Source organism: Ruminococcus sp. XPD3002, assembly GCA_900119535.1.
Taxonomy (GTDB): Bacteria; Bacillota; Clostridia; order Oscillospirales; family Ruminococcaceae; genus Ruminococcus; species Ruminococcus flavefaciens_H.
This window is the reverse complement of the sequence record FPJT01000013.1, coordinates 40,673-58,195: the sequence shown is the minus strand read 5'-3', so window position 1 is coordinate 58,195 and position 17,523 is coordinate 40,673. Positions and strand designations below refer to the sequence as shown.

Sequence of the window (17,523 nt, the reverse complement as noted above, 5' to 3'; positions counted from 1 at the left end):
GGTAAGTTGCATTGACAGCGGTTTTCTTTTGGTGTTATCATATATATAAAGAACATTTTCGGCAGAAATGCTCTGCCGCTGATCGATTTGAGGTAAAAGGATATGAAAAAGCTATCAGTATTAACTGCGATCATAATGACCGTATCACTTGCGGCATGTGCTTCGGAAGCACCTTCATCTGAAAAGGTTTCCTCAGAGAGCGAAACTGTCCCCGTCACTACCGTTCAGGAGATAAGCAGTCAGGAGGATAAACCCGCAGAGGATCAGAGATCCGCTGCTCTCGGTACATGGATACTCGATCATGACGGTCTCTATGCAGAAGTGACCTTCGCAAGTCCTACCGAGGAATACATAAGGAATTCTCTGAACATAAACCATGATTTTTACTTTGATAAAGACCTCAATTTCGTCAGCAACGGCAGAAAGGCATCTAAAGACGAATACACTTTCAAGGACGGTGTTTTTTCCTTCAGCTATAACGGCAAATGTGTTCTCGAAATGAAAAAGGTCGACGGTAATGACGAACTTTTCGGCGAATATCTCCTTACAGGCGGAGACTACCTCGATCTATACATTGAATCCAATGAAGAAGACGGCAGAACTGTTTTTTTAACGGATTCTATCAATATCATAGTTGCCGAAAACGATACAACTCTCTATGCAACCACTCCAATAGAGAATTTTGAACTGAAAGAGGATACCATTATACACAGAGCGGACAAAACCGGCACGATTGTTGAATCCCATTACAGGGTAGAGGGCGATACAATGACTATAACGTCATCTCAGGGCGAAGAAAGTATTCTGACACGTAAAAAATGATCTGTCCTTGCCTTAAACGGAAAAGTATGGTATACTAAAGCAAATCCCCATTGAAAGAGCTGATCCCTTATGCAAGAAAAAAGAGTAAAGATAACCTGGTACGGAACTGCTTCCGTTCGTCTGACCGCAGGCAGTTCACAGCTTCTGATAGATCCTTTCTTTCCCTTTGCGGACAGCAGTGTTAAAGTCCCTGCGGACGCCTATGAGGGATGCAGTAATATCCTCGTCTCGCACGGACACTTCGACCACATCGGCAGCATTAAAGACCTTGTCCGTGACGATACTGCCGTATACTGCACGAATGCACCATATCAGACTCTTTGCAGAAAAGGCGTAAGCAGGAGTAATCTTCACCTTATCAGCGTCGGGGACGTTTTCAGCATAGGTGAATTCAGGATAACTGCATACAACGGAAAGCACATCAAACTAAGTGGGTGGGACTGCATAAAAAAAGCATTCAGCAAGCGTGTTTTGCAGAACAGAAAAGGCATCTGGGGAAAGCTTAAAAAGATAACCTCATGCCTTGAAAAGAAAGAGACTCTTTGCTATCTCATCGAGGCTTGCGGAAAACGTATACTTATACTCGGAAGCCTTGCCCTTGCAGATAACGAGAACTACCCTACAGGTGCCGACATTGTTTTTTTCCCCTATCAGGACTCTGAGGACATTTTTAACCTTGCATTATCTGTCTTTGAAAGACTGAAACCCCAAGCCGTACTTCTCACCCATTTTGATGACACCTTTCCCCCTTTCAGCACCAAGACAGATACATCAGACATTGAAGAACACCTGAAAAAAAATGCAGCCGTCTATAAGCTTAGTCACGGCGGCTCAGTTGAACTATGATATTTTTAATTTGCGGAGGCCGATAATGAGAATTATAATCGAATCCCCTCAGCCTGACGACGAGGACGTCGTTATCGTCAGGTGCGCATCCCCCGACCAGCGGCTCATATCCATGCTGCTGGCATATCAGACTGCAAAAACCGAACTAACAGGCTATCTTGATGACCGTATAGTTCGTCTTAACTATCAGGACGTTTTCTATTTTGAGGCAAACGAAAACAAGGTCTTTGCCTATTACCACTCGGATGTCTATGAAGTCAAGTATAAGCTTTATGAGCTTGAAGAACTTTTCGGACCGCTTGATTTCGTGCGCTGTTCAAAATCCATGATAGTGAACATGGAAAAAATAGAATATCTCTCTCCCCTTTTCAGCGGAAAGCTTGAGGCTCATCTGAAAAACGGCGAAAAAGTCATCATCTCGCGGCAATACGTCCGCAGTCTTAAAGTAAAGCTCGGTATTGAGGAGGTAGAATAATGGTAAAGGAATTTCTGATATCATTTTTACATTATTTTGTGGACATTACAACAGCCGTTCTTATCGCTGCGGCTATTTTTCTTACAGTCTCGGGACAGCAGATGGAAAGCATCATTCTCTGGGAGATACTGCTGAGCGGTCTTATAACCGCACTTCCAACTGCTGCGCTGCTCTGTTTCGATTCCAAAAGTGCAAAGCTTTCATGGGTACTGTGGATAGTGCATTTTCTTGTTATCTTCTCCATAACCCTGCTTATGCTGAACCTTTTCGGCTGGTGCAGTATAACTCCCAAGTCTGTAATTCTCACCTTTTTTGCAGTTGTTTTCATCTATCTTTTCACCTGCTTCGTACACTATCTCGTGGACAAAAAGCATACCACACTGATGAACCAACAGCTCAAAAAGCGCTATTCCAACGGGGAAAAGCCGGAGGAACACAAGGGCGCTTAATGTATCTTACCCTATAAAACAAGCATCTTACCCTCTGAAAAATACAGCTTACCCGAAATGCATTGACTCATACGTTATCCGCATATATAATGGTTAATATATTATTCCCTTATTTTATACAGAACGGAGGAATCGCTATGAAAAACAGACTTACAGCACTGCTTACCGCAGGTATTATGCTTGTATCTGCCGCTCCCATAACCACTGCAAACGCCGAGGAAAAAAACGGTATTCATTCCGTTATCGGACAGCTTCCCGTGTGGACTCCGCTGGACTTCGCTGATGCTTTGCAGTTCTATAATGAGCACGGAAAATGTCTTTTAGCAGATAACTATATCTGTATCGTAAGACCTATACCCAAGGACAGAGTTGACGAATACGAGTTATACTTCAGCGGCGGTATGACTAATGTCAACACTCCCGTAAGCGCAGGAAGAAGACTGCTGGAACTCGATATTCCCGAAATACCAGATCCCGACGATACGGAAGCTGTGAAAGAATATGAGGATTACTGCGACAGATTAGGTCTCTATTCCCACGATCACAGCTTCTTTGAGGAATATGCGGAAAGCGGCTCGCAGTATGTATTTGAAGTCGAAATGTTTCGTGTGCTTGAAGGACTCGACCTTAAGATAATGCTTGCTGAACCTGTAAGTTCGTGGCATCCGGGACTTGAAACTTCATATACGATAACGGATGAATACACCTTCGAGAACCATGACGGAAAAACAGTACAGACCGATGTCTACAGCTGGCTTCCCGACTCTGTTCCCGAGTATAATGCATTTTTCAACCAATACGGACCTGCTTCCGTTCAGGAAAACTATATCGCCTACTGTTCCGACTATGAAAGCGGTACGGGTACCGTTATGGAAATGGAACAAAGCGGTGAAGGTTCGATAAAAGAAGCTTTAGTGTCCGAATGCAAGCCATTTGTCCTTGAACCGCAGGACGGTTCGGTAAATACTTCCGTCACGCTGTACAAGCCGACTGCCGACGGAATGACTGATGTCAAATGGACTATCAGCAACAAGATATCCAGGGAACTGATCTCCGAATGGTACGGAAAGTATGAGATAAAGAACGACTGCACCGAAATAACCGACCTTTCTTCCGGAAAACCGGGCAAAACTATATTCACCTTCATCGATAAGGATACGAATGAGGTCATCGATATAAGCAATGCTCTTCTGATGAAAACCACTATGCAGGATCCCTATATCAGTGTATCCTTCGATATCACATCCAATCCCTGCACTGTCGATGATTTCTATGCATACGATCAGGAATGCAGCTACTCCTTCAACTTCCGTTCGGAGGCCGGCGGGTATGATGATATCGAATTCGAGAAAACTGCCGGGACCTCAGACTGCGTTGAAGTCACATGCTATATGAAGTGGAACCCCGGCGGCGATCTCAACGGTGACAGGTCCTTCGGAGTTGCCGATCTGCTGCTGATGAACAAATGGCTTCTCGGGGACGGTGAAGCACAGATATCAGACTGGAAAGCAGCTGATTTCTGCCGTGACAACAAGCTCGATGTATTCGATCTGTGCATCATGAGACAGGCGGTAATCAGAAGGCTCTCAGAAACTGTAATGCCTGATACTCCCGTTGATCCTGTCCATAGATTTTATACTCCCGGAAGTGACAGGCATCTGTATGCAGGTCCCGGAACAGAATACAAGGTCCTCGATAATGTACCTGCTTTCGAGTTTCTCTACGAATGGGGCTACAACAATGGAAACGCAGACTGGGTATACACCATTTTCGACGGAAAGAAAGGCTGGATAAGAACTGTTGTTGACGGCGAACCGAATGTAGTATTTACCGATCTTGCCTACGATAAGCCTGTTATATACCTCTACCCCGAAAAGGAAACGGACGTCCATGTGGAGCTTGATCTCACAACATCCGAACTCTCCACAACCTACCCGAAGTATAACGGCGGCTGGGACGTTACAGCCTTCCCCGACGGTTCTCTCATCAACAAGGCGGACGGTTCACATCACAGATACCTCTTCTGGGATTCAGTAAACTGCCGTACAGATTTCGACCTTTCAAAGGGCTTCTGCGTTGCAGGCTGCGATACCGAGAGCTTCCTTAAAGAAAAGCTCACCTATATGGGACTCACAGAAGAAGAAATGAACGAATTCATCGTATACTGGCTCCCGAGAATGGAGCATAACCCATACAACCTGATATCATTCCAGGGTGATGCATATACGGATTCCGCAAAGCTGTATATCACTCCGACTCCCGATAGTATCTGCCGTATCTTCATGACATATGTTCCCCTTGAAAGACCTGTCGATGCAGAACCTCAGCAGCTTTCGACCTTTGAGAGAAAAGGCTTTACAGTCGTTGAGTGGGGCGGCAGCGAGATAGGCTGAAAATGATTTTCCTCACTTACCATTACTCCCTATACAAAAAGTCCTGACTTCATGAAAGTCAGGACTTTTGTTTTGTAATCAGAAATATCACATACTCTCTGCAAGGACCTGTCTGAGCTTTATGAGATCAAAGGAATTGATCGCACCGTCGCCGTTAAGATCGTAATTCTTGCCCTTCGGGATAGTTACGTTTTTACCGAGAAGGAAACCGTTCAGAAGATCTGCATCATTTGTATCGAACTCGCCGATATAATCATCAGGCTCGGAACCGAAAACCGATATTCTTGCATCGTATATTTCGATAGAACTTCCGCCGACACCGCCCATATCTGCATTGATGTATGCAGAGCTTATATTGCCTGCCGTCAGTTCAAATTCTCTCCATGCCTTTATATGATCGTCAAGATATATTATCTCGCTGAAATCCGTCTGATCTGATGAAAGATTATCTCTTATGCTGTAGTATTCGTCAACGCTTCTTCTGCCAGAGCCGAAAGTGTTTTTTGTATGGTCTACATACATTCTGTAAAAAACTCCGTTTATCTCTTTGCTGCCGCAGTATATTGCTGTCGGAGGTACGGGATCATAGTTTGCATGATCGATGATATGATAAGCAACGTTAAGCTCGTCATCTATGCCTCTCATTCTGCCGTATGCCCCTATCCAGTATCTGCCGTCGGTGCTTACCTTGGCCTTGTAGGACAGGACGAGTCCCGAAGCATCGGTGTTTTCAAGCTCTCTTTCGCCGAAATCAAAGCCCTTGCCAACTGAGAACATCTCGTCGTGTTCATGGAAGATATCAGCTGATATGGTTCCGTTTTCTTCAAGTGTGCAGTTATCGACCGCACCTGTTGCATAGTATCTGTAGCCGTTTTTTGTCAGATCATCCTTCAGAACAACATCATTGCTTTCAGAAGGCTTCTTTATATCGACATTTACATCTTCAATAGTGAATTTGCCGTCGCCCTTTCCGAATATCTCAGCAAAGGCATTTGCTCCGCAGAGCTTTTCTCCTGCTTTGACTCCGAGCTTCTCCCATGCCTTGACAAAGTCTGAAAGGTCGGCATCTGCATGCATTGTATATCCGATATGATTGCTTACATACGAAGATACGCACCAATACTGTGTATAGGTATCACCCGACTGGATATTCTGTGCATCGAATGACTTCTTGTACATCGTATATTCCAGGTCATCTATTTCAAAAGTACCTATAAGCTCTGCGTCTTTTATAAAATCGTCCGATTTTCTTGCATGAACGATATAGAATTCACTTTCGGTATCTGCAAAATCGAAGTTGATACCTGCTGCATACAGATTATTTTCCCTTTCATTGGATATACTTGTTACATACTCAACCCTGACATCATCATAAGCAATGCCGTTTTCCTTTACGATACCCTTTTTGAAAAGGCAGTCCGCCGCGGGATCAACATTGAAATATGTACATAAAGCGGTGCCGTCCTCCTTAGCGATCATATTTCCTCTGCTGAATCTGTCGTCCTGAAGGAAAGTATAGGTCGTGCCGTCACGATAAGCTGTTCTGCCCTCGTTGTCATAATTCGGCACCTCCATATCATCGGTATAGGGTACGGATATCAGCTCGTTTCTTGTAATTTCAGCCGAACCGCTTCCGCCTTCGGTAAAGAGCATCATCTGCGGATAGGACGAATTCATCAGTCTGATGTCTTTGTCGGCCAGTGCATCGATAAATGCCTTTAAATCGATCTTTCCGCTGAGTGAAGATCCTGCTGCAAGGCTCTCCCTGCGTACTATATTCAGTACATCTATCTTCATACCGTTTACTTCTTCATCTGTCTGATAAATATCATACTCAGCACCGTTAACTTCAACAGATCCTAAAAGCTCGTCATCCTCAAATATAGTTAATCCCGAATAGGATTCATAGATATGAACATCGGCATGGTCAAGACTTCTTTTGTCGCCGGTAAAACTTAATCTATTTATTTCCACATCGCTTAAAAATGCTGCTCCGAATCCATAACCGCCGCTGCAGTCTATCTGACCGCTGTAATTCAGATAGAAGTATTTCATCATGTTGAATCCCAGATGCATACCGTCACCTGCTAAGTAAGTAACATTTCCGGTATCCTTCCATTCAAGATCGAAATTGTAATTCCTTTTATTCACATCGAATGAAAATTCACCTTTTTGCTCAGGATCAAGTACAGTGCAACCATCAGCGGAATATGCTTCGGTAATATGAATGATACTATCATCCTGTTCAGAAACTGCTGTAACGATGCCGCCGTCCTCAGCCGCCTGTACGGGGAATACAGCAAGTGCCGATACTCCGACAGCCAAAGCAGTAACAGCAGATAATGCGTGTCTTATAACTTTGCCCATAACAATACCTCCTTAAGTGTGTCTCTAAATAATTTGTTGGAGCAATAACCGCCTGATGACGGTTATTGAGTACTTATTATATTATATTTTATATCATTTAAGCATAATAATCAAGCTATTTATTGCTCACTTTTGATATATTATCGCAATTATGAGCATTATTTTTGGCAAGGTCATGAGCGGGTTCGTACAGAAACGCATCTCAAGGAGGCTTTTTTCCGCATCATTCCCTGTTCTTAAGCACCTCAGCAGGTGATATCTTCTTTATCTTGCCTATGAGAAGCCTGTTTATTATCGTGTATATAACGATCACCGCCGCATAAATTATCAGGTAAAGATACCACGGAAATGCAAGCTTCATCGAACACGCCACATTCGGTATGAACATCGGGAATATCATATCAACAATTTTCTTGGCAATGGGTACTGCTATAAGCGCTCCCACCGCAACCACAAACAGGTTGCCGTTGAGATAAAGCGCTCTTATCTCCTTCGGACGGTATCCGAATATCTTTATCAGGGATATACCCATTGCGGACCTGTCTATCATTACTCCCATCATAAGGTACATAACTACGCAGAAAATTATCGTTCCAGCAATTATAAGAGTTCTGACCAGCGATAACATGAGCTTCACATATACACTTGCACTGCGCTCCACATCTTCCTTCGTGTTGACCGAATAGAGCCTTCCCTCATCGATATCAAGCTCCTTATCGGAATAGACAGTGTTGAAGTAGTCCTCATCCCTGCCGAAAAGCTCCCGCATACTTCCGATATCCATGAATACTGTAAAGCCAACGGAATATTCGCTGATACCCGTAACGGTAAAGCTGTAGTCCGCATCTGCCGCAGGATCGCTGAATATCACTCTGTCCCCCACCTTGTAGCCGTAACGCTCCACAAGAGAGGAATTGATAACTGCCTTTGTCTTGCCCTTTTCGGGTTTTGCGTCAAAGAACCTGCTTTCGCCGTCTATACCTATGACCGATACATCAAGAGTATATCCCATACAGTCAATAGTGAGTGTCTCGATATATGCAGGTTCGCCTTCATCGGGTGCAGTCTTTTCGGGGTATTTGTAAAGATACTGATATTCGTATTTCGTATCAAGGGCAGTATAGTCCCTTACGCCGCAGCACATAACATAGCAGTCCAGTCCCAGCATGATGACGATTATCGATACAAGCATACCTATCACCATTGTAACTGCGGACCTTGATTCCCTTACGAGCTGACGTATCGCAAACACCTTCGGGAAGCTCTTTGTTTTCAGTGTAAACTGCTTGTAACTGCCTGCGGACTGTTCGTTCTTCATCAGTGAAAGTGCAGTTTTCGAGAGCTTCTTATTGATAACGAAGGCATTGACCAATGCACATATCACCGGGGGCAATACAACTCCGTAAGCTATGAGATAGGGCGGATATACCATATCAAAAAAAGGCACCGAGAAATAGCTGTATGTATCCTTCACCTGCGTACCGATACCAATGGGTGAAAATCCGAGCACAGCTCCGATAACTGCCGCAATAAGTGCGATAATAGTCGGCATTGTGATGTAGTGGAGCATAAGGTCCTTTTTCTTTACTCCGAGGGCGTACAATGCGCCGATGACGCTCTGTTCGCGCTCTATCTGATGAACTACAAATACGGATATGACATAGGCAAAGAGTATGAGAACTATCACTCCTGCAATAAGTCCCGCATTCTTGTCCATGACCATATCTCCTGCGGCACCTCCGACACGGATATTGTCCTCTGCGGTCACGAAGGAAGTGAGATTCTCTATGTCAACGCTGAACACATCATCAAGAAGTTCATCCGTTTTCTCTTTCAGTTCCTTAACGCCGTCTGCAAGCTCTGCCGAACCCTCTGCGGCGGAATCTGTACCCTCGGTGTAATCGTATATACCGTTCCTGAATTCCGATATCTCATCGATACTTTTCAGCAGTGCCGAAAGCTGTTCGGAGTGCGTCGCCGATACAAGAGATTCAAGAGTATCATGATAGTTTTCCTTTGTCAGCGTGATATTCTGTCCCATAGCCGCAAGTGACGAGCCTGCCTGTTCAAGATAACCCTCAAAGAGCTTATCTGCCGCATCACGCATATCCGAACTGTATCCACTGAGTTCCGCAAGGCCGTCGGAAAGCTCCGCCGAACCGTCATTCAGCTCGTTTATACCGTCCTCAAGCTTATTGCGGTCCTCAAGCATCTCGTCAACAGTCTCGCGGAAATACTTATCCTCAACCTGTTCGGGAGTTATCTTTATATCCCTTATTTTCTCCTTGAATTCGTCATTCGTGCAGCTTCCAAGACGGTAAGCGTAGGTACACTCCTCTGCATTTACGCCGCCTCCCGACTTCACTTCGTCATACTGCTCCGCAGTAGTGAAGATAAGTCCGAATGCACTTCTTTCAACTGCTGAATCGCTGAAATGTGCGATACACATATCGTAATCGGGCACCGAACCAATACCTGTAACGGTGAAGGTAACTCCGCCTGCCGTCACAGTGTCCCCCACGCGGATATCGTGTGCGGAGGCATAGCCCTTTTCAAGGACCGCTTCACCCATTTGTGAGGCGAGTTCGCCCTCGTCAAGCTGTATAAGGTCGATATTCTCCCTGTTTTTAAACAGACGCAGTGTCGCATCATCTCCGGTCTTAAGGTCCAGCGAGAACATCGGCTCTATCTGTGTTCCGTCCTCTGTCAGCAGGGACATATCCTCATCCGTAAGTGGCAGGAATACAGCGAACTGACCGTCCTCCACCTTATTGACTGACTTCTTGTTTTCTGTTCCCTGAATGACTACCTCCGCTGAACCAACTATCGATACAACAAGATATATTCCCATTACTATAAGAAGCAGCAATGCAAGATATCTGCCGAAATTGCTCCGCAGGTCACGAAGGAGTCTTTTACTGAGCACCCTGTTCATTATAAGTCCTCCAGTTCTGCGGCAGGGACTCTTTTCTCGTTCTCGTATTCCTTTTTGACAAGTCCGTCCTTTATGATGATGACCTTATGTACCATGTTCTTTATGTAATTGTTATGTGTAACTATCAGCATAGTAGTCCCGTATTTCTCGTTTATCTGCTCCAGAAGCACAAGTATATCACGGCTTGTTTTCGAGTCCAGCGCACCTGTCGGCTCGTCGCAGAGAAGGAGCTTCGGATTCTTGACCAGTGCCCTTGCAATTGCACATCTCTGCTGCTGTCCGCCCGAAAGCTGTGCAGGGAACTTGTTCTGATGCTCGGTAAGTCCGAGAACTTCGAGAAGCTCGTCTATATCAAGGGGCTTTTCAGCGATATACTGACATATCTGTATATTTTCCCTTACGGTGAGATTGGGTACAAGGTTATAGAACTGAAAGATGAATCCCAGATTGTCCCGCCGGTAATCGGAAAGCTGTGCAGGCTTCATGCCGAATATCTCAGTGCCGTCCACAGTTATCGAACCCGAGTCCATAGTGTCCAGACCGCCGATGCAGTTAAGGAGAGTTGATTTTCCCGAACCGCTGGTGCCCTGTATAACGCACATCTTACCTCTTTCAAGTCCCGTACTGATGCCTTTGAGAACCTGTATATAGCTGGTATCGCTTCCGTAACTCTTTTTTACATCCTTTACTTCAAGATACATTCATATTCCTCCTTAGTAAGCACACGCTAACTCATGTGCATCAGTCAAGGAGCTTTCACTCCCCGACCGTATCATTATTCTCAAAAATATATTTCAGCCATGTGTCAACAAGCATATCCATGACAGGCTTTATTTTCCTTACAGCCTGTTCCTTGTCATCTACATGGATAAGCAGATGAACAAATGCATTAATCTGCACATGTGAAAACCAGTGCAGCATATACTCGTTGATTCGCTTATCGGGAAAAGCAGCCGCATAGGTCTCAGCAAGAGCGATATTATGCTGTTCTATCATTTCCACAAAGCGGTCGACTATACCTTCATAGCGTGAACCCGTTGCCTTGTCAAGCAGGATCATCATTGCTTCTCTGTCCGCATAAAGAACCGATATCATTGTCTCGGCAAACTCGTCATGGTCGCCAGACGTATGCTCATAGTCCGAAACATCGGTCTCCAGATCCTCGGAAAAATGCAGTTTTATCGCATTGATTATCCTTTGAAGGGGTTCATCGACTACAGCGCCGAAAAGTCCGTTTTTGTCCTTGAAGAAGAAGTATACCGCACCGGTCGTAAGACCTGCTGCGGAACTTATAGCACGAAGCGAGGCTTTCTCGAAGCCCTTCTCCATAAATTCCTTTTTAGCGCATAAGATAAGCTTTTCACGGTTTTCATTTTCATGATCCATAGGCTCGCCTCCGTTGATAACAGTGTTACGTAACACTGTTATTCTATCATGCATCCTCTGATTTGTCAATCGTCCGACTGTTTTTTCGTCATTTTCCACATAACCGCATATATAAAAACGTCCGTTCTCTACGTTTCTGTAGAAGAACGGACGTCCGTTAAGGACCTTCATATTTTTCTGCCGTCATAAGTTCAGTAAGGGCACCTTCAAAGTCCCTGTCCTGCTGCGGAGTGCGCTTGGAAAGTCCCCTTGTACGGCCGCCGCTTCGGCGTATCTTTGCGGATACCGCACGGAATTCAAGGAGTCCCGAGATATTGTCCTCTGTATATTGTCTGCCGTCCTGATTGAGGACTATCGCACGTTTCCCGAGACACATCGCCGCAAGTCCATAGTCCTGAGTTACAGCGATATCTCCCGCACAAACAAGGTTGACAAGGCGAAAATCTGCGCTGTCCGCACCTTTATCCACTATTATCGTATCTGCACCGTCCCGCTGTATCGAATGGGCGGTATCACATATTATGGTGCAGCCTATACCGTACTTTTTCGCCAGACGTACCGTGATGTCAACTACGGGACAGCCGTCCGCATCAATAAATATCCTCATAAGTTTCTCCTGTTGTAATGTTGATCTACTGAATAGCGTTATGCCATATAAGCGAAGCGCATATGGTATAATTTCCCGATTGCAGGGAGCAAATCATAGATTTGCGTATCTGCAAGGGAATTCGGATAAAGTATAATGAATGCATTTGCATTCATTATACCATAAATAAAAACTGTTTACAATAGTAACGAATAATGTTATAATGATTTTATAGTTAAGAGGTGACAATGTTATGAAAATAGTTATTGCAACAGATTCTTTCAAAGGCAGTCTTTCTTCCCTTGATGCAGGAAAGGCCGCAGCAGAAGGTATCAGCCGTGTATTCCCTGAAGCCGATACGGTCATCAGACCTGTGGCGGACGGCGGTGAAGGTACTGTTGAAGCACTTGTGTCAGGTCTCGGCGGAAAGACGATACGTACAGAGGTCACAGGTCCGCTGGGAAAGCCCGTCACCGCAGGATACGGTATTCTTCCCGATAATACGGCAGTTATCGAAATGGCTGCGGCTTCGGGACTTACTCTGATCTCAGAAGCCGAACGTGATCCCATGCACACCACAACTTACGGCACGGGCGAACTGATAATGGACGCCGTTAAACGCGGATGCCGTAATTTCATCATCGGTATCGGCGGAAGTGCCACTAATGACGGCGGTATCGGCTGCTTACAGGCGCTCGGTTTCGGGATGCTCGATAAAAACGGACAGCAGGTCGGTCACGGTGCGGAAGGTCTCTCGCAGCTTGTACGCATTACCGATTCGGATGCCGCTGATGAGCTGAAAGAGTGTCGGTTCAATGTTGCATGCGACGTTACCAATCCCCTTTGCGGCGAAAATGGATGCAGTGCGGTATTCGCTCCACAGAAGGGCGCGGACTCCGAAATGATTGTCCGGATGGACGGATATCTCCGCCGCTATGCCGAACTGATGAAGACCTTCAACAAGTCCGCTTCACCCGATACGGCAGGTGCAGGTGCGGCAGGAGGTCTCGGATTTGCACTGATGTACTGCCTTGATGCGGAACTGCGTTCGGGTGCGGACCTCATTATACGTGAAACAAGTCTCGAAAGCGAAATAAGTACTGCGGACATAGTTATAACGGGGGAAGGATGCCTCGACAGTCAGACCGCAATGGGTAAGGCTCCCGTCAGGATAGCCGCCATTGCAAAAAAGTACAGCAAGCCTGTTATAGCCTTCAGCGGTGCAGTCCGTAAAGGCGCGGAGCTTTGCAACGAACAGTGTATCGATGCTTTCTTTCCTGTTCTGCGGAACGTATGCACTCTCGAACAGGCTATGGACACTTCCGCGGCATACGCTTCCCTTGCAGATACTGCCGAACAGGTATTCAGAACAATAAAACTTTTCAGGTGAACTGCATTTCACCTGTCGGACCTATGGAGCTATCATGAAAGAAATAACACTTATTAACAACAGCTTCGCATACGGCGGATTCACTTCGGGAAATGAAGGTATATGGACGAGAAACGAGCCTTTCGATCCGCCTACATGCGACTACATCTCACTTAGCGGCAGACTCGGTATCCCACTGACAAATATAGTCCGTCCCTATCAGGCAGGCGGTGATAAAACAGAGATAGTATGCGCTGAACACGGCGGCTCGGGGGTTATAAAGGACAACGAGCTGAAAAAGGTGGACGGTCTCATAACTGCCGAAAAGGGACTCGTCCTCAGTATAATCGCCGCCGACTGCGTACCTGTATATCTGGCGGATGAAAGCGCAGGCGTCATCGGACTTCTGCACTGCGGTTGGCGTTCAGCGGCAGGCTTCATCGTTCATAACGCTGTGGCTAAAATGCAGTGGCTCGGCGCTTCACCCGAAAAAATACATGTCATCATCGGACCGCATATCTGTTCGGGATGCTATGAAGTCGGAGAAGAAGTCAGGAGGTCATTTGCGGATAACTTTACGGAAAATGAACTCGAAGCACTCTTTGCTTACCGTGAGAAAAGCCTGTATCTCGACCTCTCACGGACTATACGCTTAAAGGCGATGAAAGAACACATTCCCGTGGAAAACATATCAGCCTCTCAGGAATGTACTTTTCACGACACGGATTTTTACTCTTACAGGCGCGGCGACAGGGGCAGGCAAGATCTTGCATTTATCATGATGAAATAATTCTAAAGGAGTACATATATGAAAGATAGTATGAATACCTATAGTCTTGATCTCAGTCTTCTTTTTCCCGATGATTCAAAAGCATGCTTCCGACTCGGCAAATGTACCGCAAACGATCTTGATATCGATTTCATTGCCAAAAATCTATCGTCTAACGGTGCCGAACAGAAAGTCATAGCAAATATACTTCTTGATATGCCTTGCGATATGAAAGTTGTGGGATACCGCAGAAAGGTCTATTCCGACCTGAGAGAGCATTACGATGTCTGTGAGCGCATGTATGATATCTTCGATTCCATGCGTTTTTACGTTCGTGACCGCAATAACCGCATCGACGAGGGTTCCACTATCTATGACCTCCTAACAAGACTGAAATCACTCGAAAGCTACATCCGTTCCATCTACATGCTGAAAGAAGTTGTGGACGGTGTGGAATTCCGCTCGGAAGGAATGAAACGCTTTGCGGAAATGGTGACACGTATCTATAACAACAGCGGATTTGAGGAGCTCACAAAGGATATCGGTATCATTTCCGATGAGATAAGCAACGTAAAAAGTCTGACTATCGGTGTCAATCTCAACAACGATTTTTACCCCGTAGAGACAGGCATAATCTCCCTGAACTCCTTCTGGTTCACTGAACAGAGCGCACTGAAAAACTTCATAAAGTACCAGAGGAAAGACAGGATAAACGATAAGGAACTGATGCCCTTCTCCATAGAAACTCACGGGGACAGCCTTAACAAGTCCGTGAAGAAATTCAGGTTCCTTATCGCACAAAAAGACGGATTGGCTGCCTCTGTTGCCGACTACACCGCATCGGACAGTCCCCTTATGAACAACCTTAACAAGATAATCGAGCGTATGCTCCCTTCAATGACGGACAAGCTGAAAAAGACACTGAACAAATACGTGGATATCAGCGGAAAGGCTCTCGGCGAACTTGCGGATGAAGTGCTTTTCTATCTGCGGTTTATCGAGCTTGAACGCAAGCTGACTGCCGACGGACTTCCCTGCTGTATGGGAGAAAGCTCAGAGGACGATACACGATTCAGCGGATTTTATAACGTAAAACTGGCTATATGCCGCCTTATCGGTACTGTCAGCGACGAGATAGTGTGCAATGATATCGAGTTCACCAACGATAAGACCGTTCAGCTGCTTACAGGTCCCAACCGCGGCGGAAAGACCATACTCACTCAGGGTATAGGACTTGCTTTCCTTCTGTATCAGAGCGGTGTCTTTGTGCCTGCATCCTCTGCGGCAGTGAGACTGTGTACGGGTATATTCACTCATTTCCCTGTGGAGGAAGAACACACCGTCTCCCTCGGACGCCTTGGCGAAGAAGCTTCACGATTCTGCGAGATAAGCAAAAATGCCGACAGCGGAAGCCTTGTTCTTCTTAACGAATCCTTTGCTACCACAAGCCACACTGAGTCGCTGTACATCGCCGAGGACGCCATAAAGTACCTCTGCTGTCTCGGGGCACGTACCGTATTCAACACCCATATGCACGAGCTTGCGGAAAAAGCCGATTCCTACGGTAAAACTGAAAATGCAGTCTGTAAGGCGGTAAGTCTGGTCATGGAAAGCGATAACGGAAAACGTTCATACAAGGTAAGCTACAAGAAACCAGACGGCAAAAGCTACGCTCACGAAATAGCCTATCGTTTCGGGATAACCTTCGAGCAGCTTATGGGAAATCTCGATTTAAAGGAGAATAGCCATGTCACTGCAAACAATGATATTTAAAATGATGTGCAAGCGAAGCGACGATGCAAGGGATAAGGGACTGACCGTCCCCGATGGTATCGAGTGTTTCTTTGATATCACTTACGGCAGGGATAAGAAGTATGGACTTCTTGATATCTACCGTCCCAAAGGAAAAAGCGTTCCTTTGCCGACTATAGTTAACTTCCACGGCGGCGGATGGGTATACGGCACCAAAGAGACCTACCGCTATTACTGCATGTCACTGGCTGAAAAAGGCTTTGCGGTAGTCAACCCCAGCTATCGTCTTGCACCGAAAAACCGCTTTCCTGCTGCATTTGAAGATATAAACGAGGTGTTCCGCTTTGTACTGAAGAATGCTGAGAAGTACGGACTGGATACAGATTCGCTGTTCGGCATAGGCGACTCCGCAGGTGCTTCGGGCATCGCTGTATATGCAGGTATACTGACAAATGACAAGTATGCATCGGAATTTCCCGTAAAAGCTCCAAAGGGACTGAAACTCCGCGCGCTTGGACTGAACTGCGGATGCTACACAGCTCTGGACAAGGCTGATTTCTACGTCGATATTCTTCCGAAAGAGAACAGGGAAAAGGTTCTTGGACTTCTTCACCTTACCGCCCATGTTACAGCGGATTATCCGCCCTGCTTCCTTTTGACCGCTAACAACGACTTCATGAAGAACGACATGAAGCCTATGGAGGATGCCCTGAAAGCAATGGGAGTCAGGTACATTTCAAAGATTTACGGCGATGACAATAACAGGCTCGGTCACGTTTTCCACTGTAATATCAGGGACGAAAACGCTGTAAAAGCCAATCAGGAGCAGCTGGATTTTTTCCGCAGCGTTCTGAAATAACCGTATCTTATGCATAAACAGCAACAGGACAAGGAGAAGTCTCCCTGTCCTGTTTTATATTGCATTTCTGACGGATTATCTTAGGTTAATGACATTACCCAAAGAGTCCTTGAATTATTATTAATTAAAATACATTATTACTCTATTACAGGCAGTGAATCATACAAGCCTGCATCAAGCTTCTGTATTACAAGTGCGTCCATAGGTGTTATTCCGTCGCCGGGATTAAATACGTCTGCTTGTAAAAGTTCATCCTCACTGAGCTCATATTTGCTTGGATTAGATATATACTGGAGTATTGCCAGAGCATCTGCAAGAGTTGTTTCTCCGTCTGAATTAACATCGCCGTTGGGAACATCTACCGCATCAGAAAGTTGAGGTATAATAAAAGGCTCTGTTTCAGTATCAGCAGGTGTTGGCGGTGATGCAACCATGGTACCTGCTAAAGGAGGGATAGTTGTTACAGGATATTCAGGTGTTTCCCATTCCTCTTCTTCATAGGACTGAACAGCTTC

General features: G+C 45.6%; 14 protein-coding genes and 1 pseudogene. 9 read left to right on the top strand and 6 right to left on the bottom strand.

Going from position 1 to position 17,523, the window contains the following annotated elements; all coding sequences use genetic code 11:
• The first annotated feature begins 102 nt into the window (after nt 1-102).
• The 5 genes from BT127_RS12000 to BT127_RS17225 all read left to right on the top strand — a co-directional run bounded on the left by BT127_RS12000 (nt 103) and on the right by BT127_RS17225 (nt 4,985).
• Entirely contained in the window at nt 103-822 is a 720-nt protein-coding gene (locus BT127_RS12000) for a hypothetical protein (protein ID WP_075425233.1), read from the top strand.
• A 69-nt stretch (nt 823-891) separates the two neighbouring features.
• Entirely contained in the window at nt 892-1,668 is a 777-nt protein-coding gene (locus BT127_RS11995; RefSeq protein ID WP_075425232.1) for an MBL fold metallo-hydrolase, read from the top strand.
• 25 nt (nt 1,669-1,693) lie between these two features.
• Complete coding sequence (locus tag BT127_RS11990; RefSeq protein ID WP_075425231.1) at nt 1,694-2,143, top strand: LytTR family DNA-binding domain-containing protein; 450 nt, start codon at nt 1,694-1,696, stop codon at nt 2,141-2,143.
• Entirely contained in the window at nt 2,143-2,592 is a 450-nt protein-coding gene (locus tag BT127_RS11985; protein WP_075425230.1) for a DUF3021 family protein, read from the top strand. Before BT127_RS11990 ends, BT127_RS11985 begins: the two co-directional genes overlap by 1 nt.
• A gap of 137 nt (nt 2,593-2,729) precedes the next feature.
• A complete protein-coding gene (locus BT127_RS17225) occupies nt 2,730-4,985 on the top strand; it encodes a dockerin type I repeat-containing protein (protein ID WP_075425229.1) in 2,256 nt (751 codons plus the stop codon).
• An 87-nt stretch (nt 4,986-5,072) separates the two neighbouring features.
• Here the strand turns inward: BT127_RS17225 and BT127_RS11975 are convergent, their stop codons facing one another.
• The 5 genes from BT127_RS11975 to BT127_RS11955 all read right to left on the bottom strand — a co-directional run bounded on the left by BT127_RS11975 (nt 5,073) and on the right by BT127_RS11955 (nt 12,280).
• A complete protein-coding gene (locus tag BT127_RS11975) occupies nt 5,073-7,352 on the bottom strand; it encodes a glycoside hydrolase family 11 protein (protein ID WP_075425228.1) in 2,280 nt (759 codons plus the stop codon).
• A 223-nt stretch (nt 7,353-7,575) separates the two neighbouring features.
• Complete coding sequence (locus BT127_RS11970; protein ID WP_075425227.1) at nt 7,576-10,287, bottom strand: ABC transporter permease; 2,712 nt, start codon at nt 10,285-10,287, stop codon at nt 7,576-7,578.
• The gene (locus BT127_RS11965; protein WP_075425226.1) at nt 10,287-10,988 is read right to left on the bottom strand and encodes an ABC transporter ATP-binding protein; all 702 of its coding nucleotides are present in this window, start codon (nt 10,986-10,988) and stop codon (nt 10,287-10,289) included. The genes BT127_RS11970 and BT127_RS11965 overlap by 1 nt, the downstream gene beginning before the upstream one ends.
• Before the next feature lie 55 nt (nt 10,989-11,043).
• Nucleotides 11,044-11,844 carry a TetR/AcrR family transcriptional regulator gene (locus BT127_RS11960; protein WP_318257234.1) on the bottom strand — a complete coding sequence of 267 codons (801 nt, stop codon included), beginning with the start codon at nt 11,842-11,844 and terminating at the stop codon, nt 11,044-11,046.
• Nucleotides 11,831-12,280, bottom strand: a complete 450-nt coding sequence (locus BT127_RS11955; protein ID WP_075425225.1) for a YaiI/YqxD family protein — start codon at nt 12,278-12,280, stop codon at nt 11,831-11,833. The genes BT127_RS11960 and BT127_RS11955 overlap by 14 nt, the downstream gene beginning before the upstream one ends.
• Nucleotides 12,281-12,512: 232 nt before the next feature.
• Here BT127_RS11955 and BT127_RS11950 point away from each other — a divergent pair, with 232 nt between their 5' ends.
• The 4 genes from BT127_RS11950 to BT127_RS11935 are packed head-to-tail and all read left to right on the top strand — an operon-like array spanning nt 12,513 to nt 17,008.
• Nucleotides 12,513-13,649, top strand: coding sequence for a glycerate kinase family protein (locus BT127_RS11950; RefSeq protein WP_075425224.1), 1,137 nt, complete (start codon nt 12,513-12,515; stop codon nt 13,647-13,649).
• Between the two features lie 34 nt (nt 13,650-13,683).
• Nucleotides 13,684-14,418 (top strand): purine nucleoside phosphorylase YfiH/LACC1 family protein, encoded by a 735-nt coding sequence (locus BT127_RS11945; RefSeq protein ID WP_075425223.1) that lies wholly within the window; start codon nt 13,684-13,686, stop codon nt 14,416-14,418.
• Between the two features lie 18 nt (nt 14,419-14,436).
• On the top strand, nt 14,437-16,170 hold the full coding sequence (locus BT127_RS11940; RefSeq protein ID WP_075425222.1) for a MutS-related protein: 1,734 nt from the start codon (nt 14,437-14,439) through the stop codon (nt 16,168-16,170).
• Nucleotides 16,145-17,008, top strand: a complete 864-nt coding sequence (locus BT127_RS11935) for an alpha/beta hydrolase (RefSeq protein ID WP_075425221.1) — start codon at nt 16,145-16,147, stop codon at nt 17,006-17,008. The genes BT127_RS11940 and BT127_RS11935 overlap by 26 nt, the downstream gene beginning before the upstream one ends.
• Nucleotides 17,009-17,145: 137 nt before the next feature.
• On the opposite strand, the pseudogene BT127_RS11930 reads toward BT127_RS11935, so the two are convergent.
• Nucleotides 17,146-17,523 (bottom strand): annotated as a pseudogene (locus BT127_RS11930) (dockerin type I domain-containing protein); the annotation flags it as partial.

Bases quoted from the DNA above. Each gene is read 5' to 3' on its own strand.
- BT127_RS12000 (WP_075425233.1), top strand. From the start codon at position 103: ATGAAAAAGCTATCAGTATTAACTGCGATCATAATGACCGTATCACTT.
- BT127_RS11995 (WP_075425232.1), top strand. From the start codon at position 892: ATGCAAGAAAAAAGAGTAAAGATAACCTGGTACGGAACTGCTTCCGTT.
- BT127_RS11990 (WP_075425231.1), top strand. From the start codon at position 1,694: ATGAGAATTATAATCGAATCCCCTCAGCCTGACGACGAGGACGTCGTT.
- BT127_RS11985 (WP_075425230.1), top strand. From the start codon at position 2,143: ATGGTAAAGGAATTTCTGATATCATTTTTACATTATTTTGTGGACATT.
- BT127_RS17225 (WP_075425229.1), top strand. From the start codon at position 2,730: ATGAAAAACAGACTTACAGCACTGCTTACCGCAGGTATTATGCTTGTA.
- BT127_RS11975 (WP_075425228.1), bottom strand. From the start codon at position 7,352: ATGGGCAAAGTTATAAGACACGCATTATCTGCTGTTACTGCTTTGGCT.
- BT127_RS11970 (WP_075425227.1), bottom strand. From the start codon at position 10,287: ATGAACAGGGTGCTCAGTAAAAGACTCCTTCGTGACCTGCGGAGCAAT.
- BT127_RS11965 (WP_075425226.1), bottom strand. From the start codon at position 10,988: ATGTATCTTGAAGTAAAGGATGTAAAAAAGAGTTACGGAAGCGATACC.
- BT127_RS11960 (WP_318257234.1), bottom strand. From the start codon at position 11,844: ATGAAGGTCCTTAACGGACGTCCGTTCTTCTACAGAAACGTAGAGAAC.
- BT127_RS11955 (WP_075425225.1), bottom strand. From the start codon at position 12,280: ATGAGGATATTTATTGATGCGGACGGCTGTCCCGTAGTTGACATCACG.
- BT127_RS11950 (WP_075425224.1), top strand. From the start codon at position 12,513: ATGAAAATAGTTATTGCAACAGATTCTTTCAAAGGCAGTCTTTCTTCC.
- BT127_RS11945 (WP_075425223.1), top strand. From the start codon at position 13,684: ATGAAAGAAATAACACTTATTAACAACAGCTTCGCATACGGCGGATTC.
- BT127_RS11940 (WP_075425222.1), top strand. From the start codon at position 14,437: ATGAAAGATAGTATGAATACCTATAGTCTTGATCTCAGTCTTCTTTTT.
- BT127_RS11935 (WP_075425221.1), top strand. From the start codon at position 16,145: ATGTCACTGCAAACAATGATATTTAAAATGATGTGCAAGCGAAGCGAC.